Source organism: Rhodococcus sp. F64268 (assembly GCF_023015605.1).
GTDB lineage: Bacteria > Actinomycetota > Actinomycetes > Mycobacteriales > Mycobacteriaceae > Rhodococcus.
On record NZ_JALKAI010000013.1, the window covers coordinates 89,933 to 105,851 of the forward strand.

The following is a 15,919-nucleotide window of genomic DNA, read 5'->3' on the forward strand; positions in this document are numbered from 1 at the left end:
GTTCACCGTCCCAGGCCCGCTCGTCGCCGGACGGATCGGGCTGCTGCTGCGCGGGTAAGGCGCGGTCCGGGATGTGCGAACTCACCCGTAGTCCTCCTCGAAATCGATGGCGTTCTCGTCGTTCTCACCGGTCCATGCCACCTGGAGTGGCCCGAGTGGGTCGGGTTGCTCGAAAGTGACTGCACGTTCGCGATAGAGCTCGAGCAGCGCGAGGAACCGCGCGACTACGAGCAGTCCGTGATCGCAATCTGCGGTGAGGACGTCGAAGCCGACCCATTGTCCGGCACCGTTGTCCCTCAGCAGGGCGAGAACGTATGCGGCCTGCTCCGGCACCGAGACCGTCTGGACGTGCAGGTGGTCGAGCCCGACACTGGGTGTCGGTTTGGGTCGGAACGCCGCCGCTGCGATCTCGGCGAAGCGCTGTGCATCGACACCGAGGACGACCTCGGGCACGAGATTCTCGAAGCACTCCTCGAGGGACACCGCGCGCGGGTAACGACGGAGGGCAGCGCTTTCGAGTTCGGCGAAGTGCTCGGCGATCTGTTTGTAGGCCCGATACTGCAACAGCCGCGCGAACAGCAGGTCGCGAGCCTCGAGCAACGCGAGGTCCTCTGGATCGTCGACGTCGCCGGCGGGCAGCAGGCGGGCCGCTTTGAGGTCGAGCAGAGTCGAGGCGACGACGAGGAACTGTGTTGTCTGGTCGAGTCCGAGTTCCGGACCGAGCTTCCTCGTGTATGCGATGAAGTCGTCGGTCACCTCATGTAGTGCGACTTCGGTGACGTCCAGGCGACGTTGTGAGATCAGAGTGAGGAGCAGATCGAAGGGGCCCTCGAAGTTGCGGAGCCGGACCTGGAATCCGCCGGTGTCGGTGTGTTCGGAGGTCCGGTCGGTGGCCGACGCCTCGCCGGTGACGGGAGCAGCGGATTCCGCCTCGGCGGAATCCTGGGTGGGGGCAGACACGGATCAGCGGCCGGCCCGATGGATCACTTCGCGGGCGAGCGACCGATACGACTCGGCACCACCGGATCGCGGCGCCCAGGTGATGATCGGCTCGCCGGCGACGCTGGTTTCGGGGAACTTGACGGTGCGGGAGATGACGCTGTCGTAGACGAGGTCTCCGAAGACCTCGACCACCCGGGACATCACTTCACGGCCGTGCAGTGTCCGCGAGTCGAACATGGTCACGAGGATCCCGGCCACGGCGAGGCGTGGATTGAGCCGGTCCCTGACCTTGGCGACGGTGTCGTTGAGCAACGCCAGACCGCGGAGGCTGAAGAATTCGCACTCCATCGGGATCAGTACCGAATCGGCGCAGGCCAGAGCATTGACGGTGAGCAGGCCGAGAGAAGGCTGGCAGTCGACGAGGATGTAGTCGTAGCGCTCGAGGACGGGGAACAGGGCGCGGCCGAGAGCCTGTTCGCGCCCGACCTCGGAGACGAGTTGGATCTCGGCGGCGGACAGGTCGATGTTGCTGGGTAGCAGATCGAGGTTCTCGATGTGTGTGTCGAGCAGTACGTCGTCGGTGTCCGCGCGGGGTTCGACCAGCAGGTTGTGGACGGTCGACTCGAGGTCGTGGTGGGCCACGCCCAGTCCGGCAGACAGAGCACCCTGTGGGTCGAGGTCGACGAGGAGTACGCGGCGTCCGCATTCGGCGAGGGCAGCACCCAGGTTGATAGTGGAGGTGGTTTTGCCCACTCCACCTTTCTGGTTGCACATCGCGATGATCTTGGCTGGTCCGTGCGAGGTCAGTGCCGGCGGTTCGGGAATGTGCCTGCGCGGACGGCCGGTGGGGCCGAGGTCGGAGTCGTCGATCGGCGCGGTCTCTCTGCGATCCGATTCGGTGTCGTCGATGGGGTCGTCGGTTTCCGACGGTCGTGGTTCGGCAGGTGGAAGGTAGCCGTCGGCTACGGACCGGACCGGAGTCGGCCAGCCCTGCGTCGCCGCGTGTGCGATGTTCAGGTGTGTGTCGTCTGTGGCAGATGGCCGAGGTGTGCCCACGAGCGGTGCTCCCCCTGTTCTGCGTCCCACTGTGCGTCTAGCGAGCACTATCGTTGCCGTCGGGTTGTCGAACGGTTGCTGTTCCGTATCCGGAACGCTACCGCCTTTCTACCTCCTGAACGCTACCGCCTGGTCGACGTGTTGCGCGGGTGGACACGCGTTTCCGGTGTCGACCGATCAGCGTGCGCGCGGGTGCGCACCGGCCCAGACCTCCCGCAACGCACCCACGGTGACCAGCGTGTAGATCTGCGTTGTCGTCACAGAGGCATGCCCGAGTAACTCCTGCACCACCCGTACATCGGCGCCACCTTCGAGCAGGTGGGTCGCGAACGAATGCCGCAGTGTGTGCGGTGACACCGCCGTGCTGATACCCGCTCGCTCGGCCGCGGTCTGCAGGACCTGCCACGCGCTCTGCCGCGATAATCGTCCGCCGCGTGCGTTGAGGAACAGCGCGGCGGTGTGTCCGGCGGCAAGGACGGGCCTACCCCGCACGAGATAGGCGTCGAGCGCCGCGAGCGCAGGACGCCCGACAGGCACAAGTCGTTCCTTGCCGCCCTTTCCGCGCAGGAGCACCGCGCGGGCGTCGGAGTCGACGTCGTCGACATCGAGTCCGACCGCCTCGGAGATGCGGGCGCCGGTCGAGTACAACAATTCCAGCAGCGCGCGGTCGCGCAGGCCGCGTGGACCGTCCGCTTCGTTCCCGACCGCATCGAGAATCGCCGTCACCTGGGCGACGGTGAGCGACTTCGGGAGGCGTCGCCCCGCGGTGGGTGGTTTGACGGCACGTGCCACGTCCGTGGGGGTCCGACCCTCGGCGGCGGCGAATCGGTGCAGACCCCGCACTGCGATGAGGGCACGGGCGACCGAACTCGCGGCGAGCGCCGGACGATCCCGGTCCGGGTCTCCGCCACGCAACACCGCCACGAAGTCAGCGACGTGCGTTTCGCTGACCTGAGCGAGATCGCTGATACCGCAGTCCGTGAGGTAGTCCCGGTAGCGGTCGAGGTCTCGCCGGTAGGACGACAAGGTGTTCGCGGCAACGCCGCGTTCCACGGTGAGATGGTCGAGGTACGTGTCGAGCTGCCCCTCCAGCACCGACATCACTCCGCAGCGCGGGTGCGGGAGAAGGCGGATGGCCGGTCGGGCCAGGGCGCGTCGGAGGGACGCAGTTCGGTCCGGGAGGTACGTGTGGCGGACGAAGCGAGGATGCCCGCCACCGCGGTCGCGTTGACGATCTCGCCCCGCAATGCCATCGACACCGCCTCGTCGAGTGGGACCTTGTGAATCTCGAGGTCGGCTTCCTCATGTTCGGGTTCGGGCCGGTCCACCTCGGACAGGCCGCGAGCCACGAAGACACGGACTGCTTCGTCGGTGAAACCGGGCGAGAGTGCGACGTCGACGAGTGTGTCCCAGCGCTCCGCTGCCAGCCCGGTCTCCTCCGCGAGTTCACGTTTCGCGGCGTCGAGGGGCGACTCGCCGGCCTCGTCGAGGAGACCGGCGGGCAGCTCCCACAATCGTCGCCCGAGCGGATGCCGGTACTGGTGGACCAGCACCAGCCGGTCTCGATCGTCGATAGCGACGATGGCTACCGCACCGAAGTGCTCGACCACTTCACGGTGGGCGGAGTGCCCATCCGGCATCGTCACCTCGTCGACGCGCAGCGACACGATGGCACCTGTGTAGATGCGCTGCGTAGACAGAGTCCGGAAGTCGTGTCGCTGCGTCACGTGTCAGTCCGCGTCGACGCTGCCGGACGCGGATACCACGGCCTCGGCAGGCTCGTCGGCGTCGTGCTTGCGGTCGCCTCCGTGAACGTCGACGGGCAAGCGTTCGGCCGCCTTGTACTTCAGCGCCGCGGAGACCAGCCCTGCGAACAGCGGGTGTGGGCGCGTCGGGCGGCTCTTGAGTTCCGGATGCGCCTGGGTGGCGACGAAGAACGGATGGATGTCCGCCGGGTACTCGACGAACTCGACCAGCCGCCCGTCCGGCGAGGTCCCGGAGAACACGAGCCCGGACTTCGCGATCCGGTCACGGTAGGCGTTGTTGACCTCGAAGCGGTGGCGGTGGCGCTCGGATACCTTGTCGCTGTCGTAGGCCTTCGCGACGACCGAGCCCTTGGCCAGAACAGCGGGATACGCGCCGAGACGCATGGTGCCGCCCAGGTCGGCTTCACCGGCGACGGCCTGTTCCTGGTCGGCCATCGTGGAGATCACCGGCGCCGTGGTGTCCGGGTCGAATTCGGTGGACGACGCGTCGGCGATACCGACCGAGCGTGCCGCCTCGATGACGACACACTGCAGCCCGAGACACAGACCCAGGAGCGGGATCTTCCGGGACCGCGCGAAGCTGATCGCGCCGAGCTTGCCCTCGATACCGCGGATCCCGAAGCCCCCTGGAATCAGGACCGCGTCGACATCGCCGAGATGCGTCTGCGCACCGGATTCGGTTTCGCATTCATCGGATGCGACCCAGCGGATCTTGACCTTCGCCCGGTGCGCGAATCCTCCCGCACGTAGCGCTTCGGTGACAGAGAGGTAGGCGTCGGGCAGGTCGATGTACTTGCCGACGAGGGCCACCTCGACGGTTTCCCGCGGCTTGTGGACGCGGTCGAGGAGATCGCCCCACACTGTCCAGTCGACGTCGCGGAACGGGAGCCCGAGCTGGCGTACGACATACGCGTCGAGGCCTTCGCTGTGCAGGACCTTGGGTATGTCGTAGATGCTCGGTGCGTCGGGACACGAGATGCAGCCTGCGACGTCGACGTCGCACATCAGGGAGATCTTCGCTTTGAGGGACGCGGGCACGTCGCGATCACACCGCAGCACGAGTGCGTCGGGCTGGATGCCGATGTTGCGCAACGCGGCCACGGAGTGCTGGGTGGGCTTGGTCTTCAGCTCACCGGAAGGACCGAGGTACGGCACCAACGACACGTGCAGGAAGAAACAGTTGTCACGACCCACTTCGTGGCGCACCTGCCTGGCTGCCTCGAGGAACGGCTGGGATTCGATGTCGCCGACCGTGCCGCCGATCTCGGTGATCACGACGTCGGGTGTGTGGCCTTCGGTATCGGGAGCCGACATCGCCAGGATTCGCCGTTTGATCTCGTCGGTGATGTGCGGAATCACCTGGACGGTGTCGCCGAGGTACTCGCCGCGACGTTCCTTCGCGATGACGGTCGAGTACACCTGGCCCGTGGTGACGTTCGCGTCGGCGTTGAGGTTGCGGTCGAGGAAGCGCTCGTAGTGACCCACGTCGAGGTCGGTTTCGGCGCCGTCCTCAGTGACGAACACCTCACCGTGCTGGAACGGATTCATCGTTCCGGGATCGACGTTGAGGTACGGATCGAGTTTCTGCATGGTCACGCGCATTCCGCGCGCTGTGAGCAATGCACCGAGACTCGACGCGGTGAGTCCCTTGCCCAGCGAGGATGCGACGCCCCCACTGACGAAGATGTGCTTGGTAGGGGTACGCGATTGGCGTGACTGTGGCAACGAAGCTCCCGTGACGTCAGGTGCAGGACTTTTGGACTTCAGACGATACAGCTGGGGCCTGCCGACCCACGGAACTTCACGGTAACACCTGCAGCCGCCCCGGCGTACCCGGATCGCGGTTGTGAGGCTCCGGTGCCGCGGACGTCACAGCTCCGGACAGATCGGAGTTCGGTCACCGCGCGGTGGATCCCACGGTGACCGCAGCTGCGCCGGGTCCTGTTCCGTAGCGGCCGGCTCCGCCGTCGAACTGTTCGCGCAGGGCCAGTATCGCAGTGCTCCGTCCCGCTTCGCGGTCGAGATTGTCGACGGTCGACAGCCCCGCTGACAACGCCGCGTCGGCGCGAACCACAGCGAGCGGGCCGTTGCCTACGGCCGATTCCGATCGTCCGGCGAGCACGGCCCCCGCACCACGGGCGTCGACAGCTGCTGCAAAACGGGCGATGAGTGCCCCGCGGTTGCCCCCGTCGACCTCTTCGACACCGCTTCCGGTCAGAATCAGGGCGGATTGGGCCGGCTCGACCGTTCCGTCATACGTGACGAAGCCGCCGCTGCGCAGCGCAGACAACGCGAGTTCACGTTCCTCCGGGGTGCTGCGCGGCGCACCGGTCGCCGGATCGACGAGCAGTGCCGCACCGAGCAGATCACCCGCGAGACTGCCTGGGTCGACGGCCCCGGTCTGCAGCTGTACCCCTGCGGGGATGATGTTGGTGACCGTGGTACGGAGCATGTCGGCGCCCGCGGCGTCGAGGAACGACTCCGTCAGCGACAGTCGACCGGTGACTGCGCCACCTGCGGAGGCCACCGTCCGCATCACCGCATCGAAATCGGCGGGATCGGTGTCGGGCGTCGTCGCCACGAGGACCGTACGGCCGGAGAGTTCGTCGCGGACCACGCGGGGAGCAACGGTGGCATCGAACTCGTCGGCGGCACGCAGCTCGGAGTCAAGCCGATTGGCTCGATCGTGCTCGGCCTGAAGCTCACGACCCATGTCCGCTTTGTCATCACGCAGACCGGCCACGAGACTGTTCGACAACAGCCCGGAACCGAGAACCACTCCGAGGCCGAGTGCCAAGAACACCGCGATCAGGGAGACGGCGTGCTGGCGCATCGAGATCACTCGAACTGACCCCGGACCCACTCGACGGAGTCTGCCGACCAGGTCGTGACCCAGTCGACGACATCGCCACCCAGGTTGGACACGACCAATGCGGCGATGACCGCGATCAGCGCAGCGAAGACCAGTAGCGCGATCACCCCACCGGAGACCCGACTGCGATACAAGGTGGCAACGGCCTTCGAATCGACCAGTTTCGGACCGACCTTCAGACGCGTCATCACCGCAGACGGGTTGGTGTCGCGGCGACCCTGATCGAAGAACTCGTCGAGGGAGACCGTGCTGCCCACCGTGACGACGAGTGCCGCACCGTGATGATCGACGAGGAGCAGAGCGAGGTCGGTGGAAGTACCTGCCGCGGGGAACGTCATCGCACCGATCCCGAGGTCCTGGATGCGTTCGAGTCCGGGGGCATGTCCGTCCGGGTCCGCGGGCAGGACCACCTCGGCACCGGACTGGAGGGTCGCGGTGCCGATGCCATCAGGGTCACCGATGATCAGGTCGGGCCGGTAGCCGGCCTTGGTCAGGGCATCCGCACCCGAGTCGACACCCACCAGGATCGGTGCATACTCCTTGATGAAGGGTCGCAGGTTCTTCAGATCCTGCACGTGGTCGGGGCCGGGACTGACCACCACGACATGCCTGTCTCTCAGATCGAGATCGATCTCGGGAATACCCACCCCGTCGATCAGTAGTGGGCTCTCCGACCGGATGAATTCGATGGTATTGCCCGAGAACGCCTCGAGATGGTCGACCAGGCCGGTTTTCGCTTCGATCATGCGATCCGAGATCTCGGCTTCGGTCTGTTCCTCACCTTCGACGAGCAGGCGATCCCCGGCATAGAGTCCGCCCTCGTGCAGCCGGATCTTCGCGCCGTCCTTGACCTTCTTGAACAGCTCCGACCCGACACTGTCGATCAGAACGATGTCGTTGGCGACAAGGACTTCCGGGCCGAGGTTCGGGTAACGACCGGAAATCGAGGCCGAGGCGTTGACGACCGCGGCGACCCCCGCTTCGACGAGTGCGTCGGCGGTGACCCGATCGAGGTCCACGGCGTCGAGGATGACGATGTCGCCGGGGCCGACCCGGCGGACCAGCTTCGCGGTGTTCTTGTCCACCCGGGCGATACCGCTCACTCCGGGCAGCGTTTCGTTGTTGCGGGACAGCAGCGCCGGCATCTTCATGGTGAGAATGATGCTCCTGAGGTGCAACGCGATTGCGGAGGCGCGCCGGACGACGCGGCTTTCACCCTCGCTTCACACCTCGTCGGTCGCGACGGCGCTCAGCTCTCCCGCTCGGCATGCGCCACGGCGAGCAATTCCTCGGCGTGCGCGCGGCCGGTCTCGGTGTCGTCGAGGCCGGCGAGCATCCGCGCCAGCTCGGTGACCCGCTCCGCCTCGGTCAGAGTGCGCACCCCGCTGCTCACCACACCGGCCCTGTCGTCGACCTTGTCGACCACCAGATGAGTGTCGGCGAACGCAGCGACCTGCGGCAGGTGCGTGACGACGATGACCTGATGTGTGCGCGAGAGCCTGGCCAGACGACGGCCGATCTCGACTGCGGCACGGCCGCCCACACCGGCATCCACCTCATCGAAGACCATGGTGGCTCCGCGCTCCGAGGCTGCGAGAACCACCTCGAGCGCGAGCATCACCCGTGACATCTCACCGCCTGACGCACTCCGCGATATCGGCAGAGCCGGCGCGCCGGCATGCGCGGCGAGACGGAACTCGACGTCGTCGACACCCGACTCGCCCGCGTGCAACGTACGGTCGCCCACAGGAAGCGGCGCGGAATCGCCCGCACCGGCGTCACGATCACGGACATGTACATCGAGCACGGCGCGTCCCATCGCGAGACCGGCAAGTTCTCTGCTCACCGCCTTCGCGAGCTTGGTGGCCGCTTTACGTCGCGCAGTCGTCAGCGCAGCTGCCGCTTCTGCTGTCGCGGACGCTTCGCTGTCCACTTCGCCGGCCAGTTTCTCGAGCGCCTCGGACGACACGTCCAGCCTCGAAAGGCGATCACGCGCATCGTCCGCCCAGTCGAGTACGCCGTCGATATCGGCGGCGTACTTGCGGGTGAGGGTCTTCAATTCCGCTTGGCGGGTCAGCAGCGATTCGAGTGTGCCTTGATCGGACGGCAGATCCCCTAGATAGCCGGAGAGGTCCGCGGTCACATCGGTGACCACCGTGATGGCCTCCGCCAGCCTCGGTCCGAGCTCGCGCAGCGCCGCATCGTCGCTCCCCTCCACACGCGCCCGGGCCTCACCGAGCAGATCCAGTGCCGACGCGGCCTCTCCTGCGTCGGCACTGTCGTATCCGGCAAGGACGCCGTGTGCAGCCACCGCCGCCTCGCGTAGCGAGTCGAGATCCGACAGGCGCAGGACGTCGGCGACGATCTGCTTGTCTTCGCCTCGCTCGGGAGCGACCGCGTCGATCTCATCCAGACCGAACTGCAGCCGGTCCGCTTCCTGAGCCAACTCGCGCGCCCGGTTCGTACGGTCGAGGAGTTCGCTTCGGGCATCGAGCCACCGTCGTCGGTGTGTGCGGTAACGCTCGCGGAGCGATGTGATCGTTTTGCCGCCGAATCTGTCGAGGGCAGCACGTTGCTGGTCGGGCCGCAACAGCCGAAGTTGATCGTTCTGCCCGTGCACCGTCAGGAGCGGGCCGGTGAATTCGGCGAGCAATCCGACAGGAATGCTGCGGCCCCCGAGGTGTGCACGCGACCCTCCGTCGCTGTTGACCGTGCGCACCGCAATGATGCTGCCGTCTTCGTCGCGTTGCGCGCCTGCGGATTCGAGCAGCCGCGCCACTTCCTTCTCGACGTGGCTGTTGCCTCCGTCGACGCTGAACCGACCTTCGACCACAGCACGTGACGCTCCCACCCGCACCCGCGCGGAATCCGCGCGCACGCCGGACAGCAGATGCAAGCTGGTCACGACCATGGTCTTGCCGGCGCCGGTCTCGCCGGTCAGCACGGTCAAGCCTCCGTCGAACCGGGCACTCGCCTCGGTGATCACACCGAGGTTGTCGATCCGGATCTCTGCGAGCACCTAGAGTTTCCTTCCCCGCCAGCCCTTCACCGGAAGTTCGAACTTGCGCACCATCCGATCGGCGAACGGCGCCGAATCCAGCCTTACCCACCGCACGGGATGTTGCCCTCGGACAACCTCGAGGCGGCCTCCGGCCGGGAGCTCGAGAGTGCGGCGTCCATCACAGAACACCAGCCCGGCGTGGCTTCCCGCGAGGGTCTCGACCGCAATGACCGATTTCGGGCTGGTTACGAGCGGGCGCGCGAACAGCGCGTGGGCGTTGCTCGGGATCACGAGCAGCGCTTCGAGTTCCGGCCACACGATCGGGCCACCCGCGGAAAAAGCATAGGCTGTCGACCCGGTCGGGGTAGCGATCAGTACTCCGTCGCCGCCGAACGACGACACCGGGCGTCCATCGACTTCGAGAACCACTTCGAGGACGCCGAGCCGGGATTGATTCTCGAGACTGGCCTCGTTGAGCGCCCAGCCGCGATCGACGATCACATCGTCGACGCGGATCGTCACGTCGAGTGTCATCCGGTTCTCGACCGAGTACTGCTGTCGCACCACCTGATGCAAGGCTTCTTCGAGATGGTCGGCTTCGGCTTCGGCCAGGAAGCCGATTCGGCCCAGATTGATGCCGAGTACAGGTACCGAGGCGAGTTGTGCGAGTTCGGCTGCCCGCAGGAAGCTACCGTCGCCGCCGAGCACGATGACCATTTCACATCCGGCAGCTGCATCGGGACCCGATTCGACGATCCGGATCCTGCTGCCGGGCACCTCCGCCGCTCCGAGGCCGGTGCTGATCGATTCGTCCTCGAGGACTCGCAGGACGATTCCTGCGTCGCCGAAGAGTTTCGCGACCCGCTGGGCGGTCACGGCAATTTCGTCCCTGCCCGAATGCGACACGAGCAGAACCTCACGGCCCTGCGTACCGGGCGTCGATTCGCCCGACCCTGTTGTCACTGAGGTCCTTCCTGCACCGCGTGCTCGACGAGTTCGATCACGCTGCTGTCGAGGTCACCTGTGTCCGGCTCGCCGGCCCGAAGCCACAGGAAGTACTCGACGTTCCCCGACGGGCCGGGGAGCGGGCTGGCGACCGCACCCAGTGTGCGGAGCCCGAGCTTCTGGGCGTCCATTGCCACGTCGAGCACCGCCTCGGTCCGCAACGCGGGGTCGCGCACGACCCCGCCACTGCCGACGCGTTCCTTGCCCACTTCGAACTGCGGCTTGATCATAGGGAGCAAGTCGGCGCCTGGCCTGGCGCACCGCACGAACGCCGGGAGCACCAAGCGCAACGAAATGAACGACAGGTCCGCCACGACGACGTCGACCTGCCCCCCGATCACCTCGGCGTCGATGTTACGCACATTTGTTCGATCGATCACGTGGACGCGTTCGTCGGACTGCAGTCGCCACACCAACTGGCCGTAGCCGACGTCGACCGCGACGACCTCGGAGGCGCCCTCGTGGAGCAGGACATCGGTGAATCCACCGGTGGACGCGCCCGCATCGAGGCATCTGCGACCGGAGATCTGCAGTCCGGACGGAGTGAACGCTTCGAGGGCGCCGAGCAGCTTGTGTGCGCCTCGGGAAGCCCACGACACCTCGTCCGACACCTCATTGACGATCAGCGGTGTGTTCGCCTCCACAGCGGTTGCCGGTTTGGTCGCCACGGTTCCGGCGATCAGAACCCGCCCTGCCGCGATCAGGTCACTGGCATGCTCGCGTGAGCGTGCCAGGCCCCGACGGACCAATTCCGCATCGACCCGTGCTCTCCGCGCCATGTCAGATCTTGTCCACGGTCGACAGTGCCTGGACGAGCACCTCGTGCGCCTGCTCGAGCAGCTGCGCCTGCTTCCCGATCGCAACGGCCGGATCTCCGGCGACGCCTTCCTCCTGCACCTGCGCAAGTATGCGGTCGACCTCGGCGTGCACAGCAGCTGGATCGACGCTGGGCGCAGCATCGGGAAGGTGTTCTCCTGGACGTGGAATCGGCATGCTCATCGCCGACCACGCTAGTCCATGATCGGTACGACGGACACATCGCACGACCTCTGTCAGGACACCGGGGTCCATCGGGCGACGACGCGGCGGGCAACATCATCCAGACCCACGATGCTACGGAAACCCGGGTGCGCCCACGCGAGGTCGAGGACGCCTCGCAGCGCCCCCATGGATTCGTCCTCGGAACCGGGTGCGGGTTCTCCGACGGCGGTGGACGCGAGGTGCAGGTCGTCGCCGTCGACTGCGACCGACCACTCGTTCCCGGGTTCCACTCGCAACTTCGATGCGGTGGTGTCCAGGCTCTCCAGGGAGGCCGCGACATAGGTGGGTCGTTGATGGGCGGGCGCACGCAACAGATCCTCGATCGTGCTGACGCCGGTCAGGACCAGCAGCGAGTCGGCGCCTACAGCGTTCGCTCCCTCGATGTCGGTGTCGAGCCGATCACCGATCACGAGGGGCCGATCGGCCGAGGACCGACGGATTGCATCCTCGAGAAGTGGTGCCGCGGGTTTCCCCGCCACGATCGGCGTGCGGCCGGTGGCAGACTCCAACGCCGCGACCATCGAACCGTTGCCGAGGACCAGCCCCCGCTCGGTCGGGAGCGTGGAGTCGACGTTGGTGGCCACCCACAACGCTCCCGCCCGGATCGCGAGGGTCGCCTCCGCGAGGATGCGCCAACCGGTCTCTGGAGAATGACCCTGCACGACCGCGATCGGCTCCGCGTCCGCTGTCCGGACCGGCTCCAGCGACACCGCGGCGATCTCCTCCGCGAGCGCGTCCGTACCCACCACCAGAATCTTCGAGCCGGAAGGGACACGTTCGGCCAGGAGCCGAGCCGCCGATTGTGAACTCGTCACCACGGAATCGGTCGTGGCCACGAATCCGAGTCCCTGCAAGTGCTCCGCGACCTCGACCGGGCGGCGACTCGCATTATTCGTCACATACAACATTCGATCGCCGGCGCTGAGGGCTTCGAGTGCACCGGGAACCGCTTCGGCTCCGCGGTAGACGGTGCCGTCGAGATCGAGCAGCAACACGTCGTACCGGGACCGCAGGGTATGTGAACTCACCTGTGGTCTCCGGTCAGTTCCTCCACCCGATCCTCTGCGTCGGTGACGCCCTCGAGATCAGCTGCCGCCGAGTGCAGGAACCATTGCAGACCTTCGTCGGTACGACCGGCAGCCACCAGCGCATCGGCATAGGCGTAGAACAACCGTGCCGCTGGGGTGCCTACCCGCTCCGGGTCGAGGTCAGGTGTCTGCAGGGTCACCACTGCCTGATCGATCTGACCCAGGTCCATCCGGGCACCTGCGACGACGATGCGCAACTCCGACGCTTCCTCACCGGTCAACTTGCGCGCATCCTCGCTGCGGCCGATTTCGACGGCCTTCTCCGGGCGGCCGAGACCGCGCTCGCAGTCGGCCATGACGGCCAGCAGGCCGGTGCCACCGGACATCCGACGTGCAGCGCGGAGCTCGGACAGTGCTTCGGCCCACTCGCCGGCGTGGTAGGCCGTGATACCCGCTGCTTCACGCACGACCGCGATCCGGCCGGCACGCTGTCGAGCGGCACGTGCGTGGGACAGTGCGGTCCGTGGATCGTCGTCGATCAGACGTCCGGCCATGACAAGGTGGCGCGCAACGGCGTTCGCATTTGCCTTGTCCAAGCTCAACAGGTCGCGACGGATGGTCGGATCGAGTTCCGAGGCCTCGATGTCGTCCGGCAGATCGGGTTCGTCCGGACGGGCCTCACGACGTTGGGGCCGAACCCCTTCGCGACCGTGCGGGTCGAATCCGCCTTCGCCACCTCGCCGACGGGGCGCTCCCCCAGTGTGGCGATCCGGACCACTTCCACGCCGATCGCTTCCGCCACTGTGACCACTGCGACGGTCGGCTCCGCCAGCGCGACGGTCGGCTCCGCCTCCCCATCGTTCCGCGCCAGAACCTCCACGGTTGCCGTCCCGAGGACGTCGGTCATCGGAAGCACGACGGTCATCGGAAGAACGGTTGGAGCGTTCGGGATTTCCGGGGCGGGTTCCGCGCCGGTCCTCGCGTCCACTCCGGTCTGCACTGCTCCGCCGATCCTCACTGCTCCGCCGATCGTCGCTGCGACCGAAGCCGGAGCCTTGTCGGCCTCGGTCGTCACGGCCTCGATCGTTGCGTCGGCGGTCTCCCTCATTGCGTTCGCCGCCAGAGGACCCCTGGCGCGGCCGGTCCCCGTAGGGACGCCCACCGCGGGAATCGCCGCTCCGGCGATCGTCAACACGATGGTCCTCGCGACCTCGAGCCGGCCGTCCCTCACCGGCGTGGGACGGTCGCCGGTCGCCTTTCCGTTCGTCATCGCGGGCGTTGTCTCGCCGGCGGTCATCGCTCCCTCGGCCCGACCACGGAGTAGATCCTCCGCTTCGGAAGGACCTACGTTCACCGTTGCTGTCGGACACAGCAAAATCCTTTCATGGAAAAACGAAAAAGACGAAGGGGGACCCACAAAGTGAGTCCCCCTTCGGAACGAATGCACGGCGGCGACCTACTCTCCCACACCCTGACGAGTGCAGTACCATCGGCGCAATGAGGCTTAGCTTCCGGGTTCGGAAAGGGACCGGGCGTTTCCCCCACGCTATAACCACCGTAACTCTATGAAACACAACCCACGCTCACGCGTGCCGAACCAAGTGAACACAACCCCCACAGGAGCCCCGCCCACCCAATTCCGACGAAACGGGTGCTGTCTCAGACACCGCACAGTGGACGCGTAACACCTTCATGATAAGTCCTCGGCCTATTAGTACCAGTCACCTCCACACATTACTGCGCTTCCAGTTCCGGCCTATCAACCCGGTGGTCTGCCGGGGGCCTTACCCCAATAAGGGTGAGAAACCTCATCTTGGAACAGGCTTCCCGCTTAGATGCTTTCAGCGGTTATCCCTTCCGAACGTAGCCAACCAGCCATGCCCCTGGCGGGACAACTGGCACACCAGAGGTTCGTCCGTCCCGGTCCTCTCGTACTAGGGACAGCCTTCCTCAAGTTTCTTACGCGCGCGGCGGATAGAGACCGAACTGTCTCACGACGTTCTAAACCCAGCTCGCGTGCCGCTTTAATGGGCGAACAGCCCAACCCTTGGGACCTACTCCAGCCCCAGGATGCGACGAGCCGACATCGAGGTGCCAAACCATCCCGTCGATATGGACTCTTGGGGAAGATCAGCCTGTTATCCCCGGGGTACCTTTTATCCGTTGAGCGACACCGCTTCCACATGCCGGTGCCGGATCACTAGTCCCGACTTTCGTCCCTGCTCGACCTGTCAGTCTCACAGTCAAGCTCCCTTGTGCACTTACACTCAACACCTGATTGCCAACCAGGCTGAGGGAACCTTTGGGCGCCTCCGTTACATTTTAGGAGGCAACCGCCCCAGTTAAACTACCCACCAGGCACTGTCCCTGAACCCGATCAGGGCCCGAGGTTAGACATCCAATACGATCAGAGTGGTATTTCAACAACGACTCCACAAACACTGGCGTGCCCGCTTCACAGTCTCCCACCTATCCTACACAAACCGAACCGAACACCAATACCAAGCTATAGTGAAGGTCCCGGGGTCTTTTCGTCCTGCCGCGCGTAACGAGCATCTTTACTCGTAATGCAATTTCGCCGAGTCTGTGGTCGAGACAGCAGAGAAGTCGTTACGCCATTCGTGCAGGTCGGAACTTACCCGACAAGGAATTTCGCTACCTTAGGATGGTTATAGTTACCACCGCCGTTTACTGGGGCTTAAATTCTCAGCTTCGCCACACAAGTGCAGCTAACCGGTCCTCTTAACCTTCCAGCACCGGGCAGGCGTCAGTCCGTATACATCGTCTTACGACTTCGCACGGACCTGTGTTTTTAGTAAACAGTCGCTTCTCTCTGGTCTCTGCGACCCCACCCAGCTCAGAGTGCAAGACTCATCACCAGACGAGGTCCCCCTTCTCCCGAAGTTACGGGGGCATTTTGCCGAGTTCCTTAACCACAGTTATCTCGATCGCCTCAGTATTCTCTACCTGACCACCTGTGTCGGTTTGGGGTACGGGCCATGTGAAAGCTCGCTAGAGGCTTTTCTCGGCAGCATAGGATCACTGAATTCACCACAACGGCTACGCATCACCTCTCAGGCATCATGAGTGGCGGATTTGCCTACCACTCGCCCTACAGGCTTACACCGGCTATTCCACCAGCCGGCCCAGCTACCTTCCTGCGTCACCCCATCGCTTGACTACTACCACCGAAGGTCCCATGCATCCA

Annotated in this window: 14 protein-coding genes and 2 rRNA genes; all 16 read right to left on the minus strand. The window is 65.5% G+C overall.

The annotated features are described in order from the left end of the window. Nucleotides 1-81 precede the first annotated feature (81 nt). Nucleotides 82-960, minus strand: coding sequence for a ScpA family protein (locus MWU77_RS22555; protein ID WP_247274818.1), 879 nt, complete (start codon nt 958-960; stop codon nt 82-84). Nucleotides 961-963: 3 nt separating this feature from the next. Further along, nucleotides 964-1,851: a ParA family protein gene (locus MWU77_RS22560; RefSeq protein WP_169690284.1), complete on the minus strand. Its 888-nt coding sequence runs from the start codon at nt 1,849-1,851 to the stop codon at nt 964-966. 324 nt (nt 1,852-2,175) lie between these two features. Next, nucleotides 2,176-3,099, minus strand: coding sequence for a site-specific tyrosine recombinase XerD (gene xerD, locus MWU77_RS22565; RefSeq protein WP_169690149.1), 924 nt, complete (start codon nt 3,097-3,099; stop codon nt 2,176-2,178). After that, nucleotides 3,099-3,725: an NUDIX hydrolase gene (locus MWU77_RS22570; RefSeq protein ID WP_247274819.1), complete on the minus strand. Its 627-nt coding sequence runs from the start codon at nt 3,723-3,725 to the stop codon at nt 3,099-3,101. The genes xerD and MWU77_RS22570 overlap by 1 nt, the downstream gene beginning before the upstream one ends. A 3-nt stretch (nt 3,726-3,728) precedes the next feature. Further along, on the minus strand, nt 3,729-5,489 hold the full coding sequence (locus tag MWU77_RS22575) for a CTP synthase (protein WP_247274820.1): 1,761 nt from the start codon (nt 5,487-5,489) through the stop codon (nt 3,729-3,731). A 172-nt stretch (nt 5,490-5,661) separates the two neighbouring features. Beyond that, nucleotides 5,662-6,606 carry a copper transporter gene (locus MWU77_RS22580; protein ID WP_169690147.1) on the minus strand — a complete coding sequence of 315 codons (945 nt, stop codon included), beginning with the start codon at nt 6,604-6,606 and terminating at the stop codon, nt 5,662-5,664. After that, complete coding sequence (gene steA, locus MWU77_RS22585) at nt 6,603-7,787, minus strand: putative cytokinetic ring protein SteA (RefSeq protein ID WP_169690146.1); 1,185 nt, start codon at nt 7,785-7,787, stop codon at nt 6,603-6,605. Before steA ends, MWU77_RS22580 begins: the two co-directional genes overlap by 4 nt. A gap of 98 nt (nt 7,788-7,885) precedes the next feature. Next, a complete protein-coding gene (gene recN, locus MWU77_RS22590) occupies nt 7,886-9,655 on the minus strand; it encodes a DNA repair protein RecN (RefSeq protein ID WP_169690145.1) in 1,770 nt (589 codons plus the stop codon). Then, nucleotides 9,656-10,600, minus strand: coding sequence for an NAD kinase (locus tag MWU77_RS22595; RefSeq protein ID WP_169690144.1), 945 nt, complete (start codon nt 10,598-10,600; stop codon nt 9,656-9,658). Further along, on the minus strand, nt 10,597-11,421 hold the full coding sequence (locus MWU77_RS22600; RefSeq protein ID WP_169690143.1) for a TlyA family RNA methyltransferase: 825 nt from the start codon (nt 11,419-11,421) through the stop codon (nt 10,597-10,599). Before MWU77_RS22600 ends, MWU77_RS22595 begins: the two co-directional genes overlap by 4 nt. Before the next feature lies 1 nt (nt 11,422). After that, on the minus strand, nt 11,423-11,641 hold the full coding sequence (locus tag MWU77_RS22605) for a hypothetical protein (protein ID WP_169690142.1): 219 nt from the start codon (nt 11,639-11,641) through the stop codon (nt 11,423-11,425). 53 nt (nt 11,642-11,694) lie between these two features. Continuing rightward, nucleotides 11,695-12,711, minus strand: a complete 1,017-nt coding sequence (locus tag MWU77_RS22610; RefSeq protein ID WP_169690141.1) for an HAD-IIA family hydrolase — start codon at nt 12,709-12,711, stop codon at nt 11,695-11,697. Continuing rightward, on the minus strand, nt 12,708-13,265 hold the full coding sequence (locus MWU77_RS25055) for a hypothetical protein (protein ID WP_374229953.1): 558 nt from the start codon (nt 13,263-13,265) through the stop codon (nt 12,708-12,710). The genes MWU77_RS22610 and MWU77_RS25055 overlap by 4 nt, the downstream gene beginning before the upstream one ends. Nucleotides 13,266-13,309: 44 nt before the next feature. Continuing rightward, nucleotides 13,310-14,158, minus strand: a complete 849-nt coding sequence (locus tag MWU77_RS25165) for a hypothetical protein (protein WP_374229954.1) — start codon at nt 14,156-14,158, stop codon at nt 13,310-13,312. Beyond that, a 5S ribosomal RNA gene (rrf, locus tag MWU77_RS22620) occupies nt 14,155-14,271 on the minus strand. Before rrf ends, MWU77_RS25165 begins: the two co-directional genes overlap by 4 nt. 131 nt (nt 14,272-14,402) lie before the next feature. Further along, nucleotides 14,403-15,919, minus strand: a 23S ribosomal RNA gene (locus tag MWU77_RS22625); the annotation flags it as partial.

Bases quoted from the DNA above. Each gene is read 5' to 3' on its own strand.
- xerD (WP_169690149.1), bottom strand. From the start codon at position 3,099: ATGTCGGTGCTGGAGGGGCAGCTCGACACGTACCTCGACCATCTCACC.
- steA (WP_169690146.1), bottom strand. From the start codon at position 7,787: ATGAAGATGCCGGCGCTGCTGTCCCGCAACAACGAAACGCTGCCCGGA.
- MWU77_RS22600 (WP_169690143.1), bottom strand. From the start codon at position 11,421: ATGGCGCGGAGAGCACGGGTCGATGCGGAATTGGTCCGTCGGGGCCTG.
- MWU77_RS22605 (WP_169690142.1), bottom strand. From the start codon at position 11,641: ATGAGCATGCCGATTCCACGTCCAGGAGAACACCTTCCCGATGCTGCG.
- MWU77_RS25055 (WP_374229953.1), bottom strand. From the start codon at position 13,265: ATGGCCGGACGTCTGATCGACGACGATCCACGGACCGCACTGTCCCAC.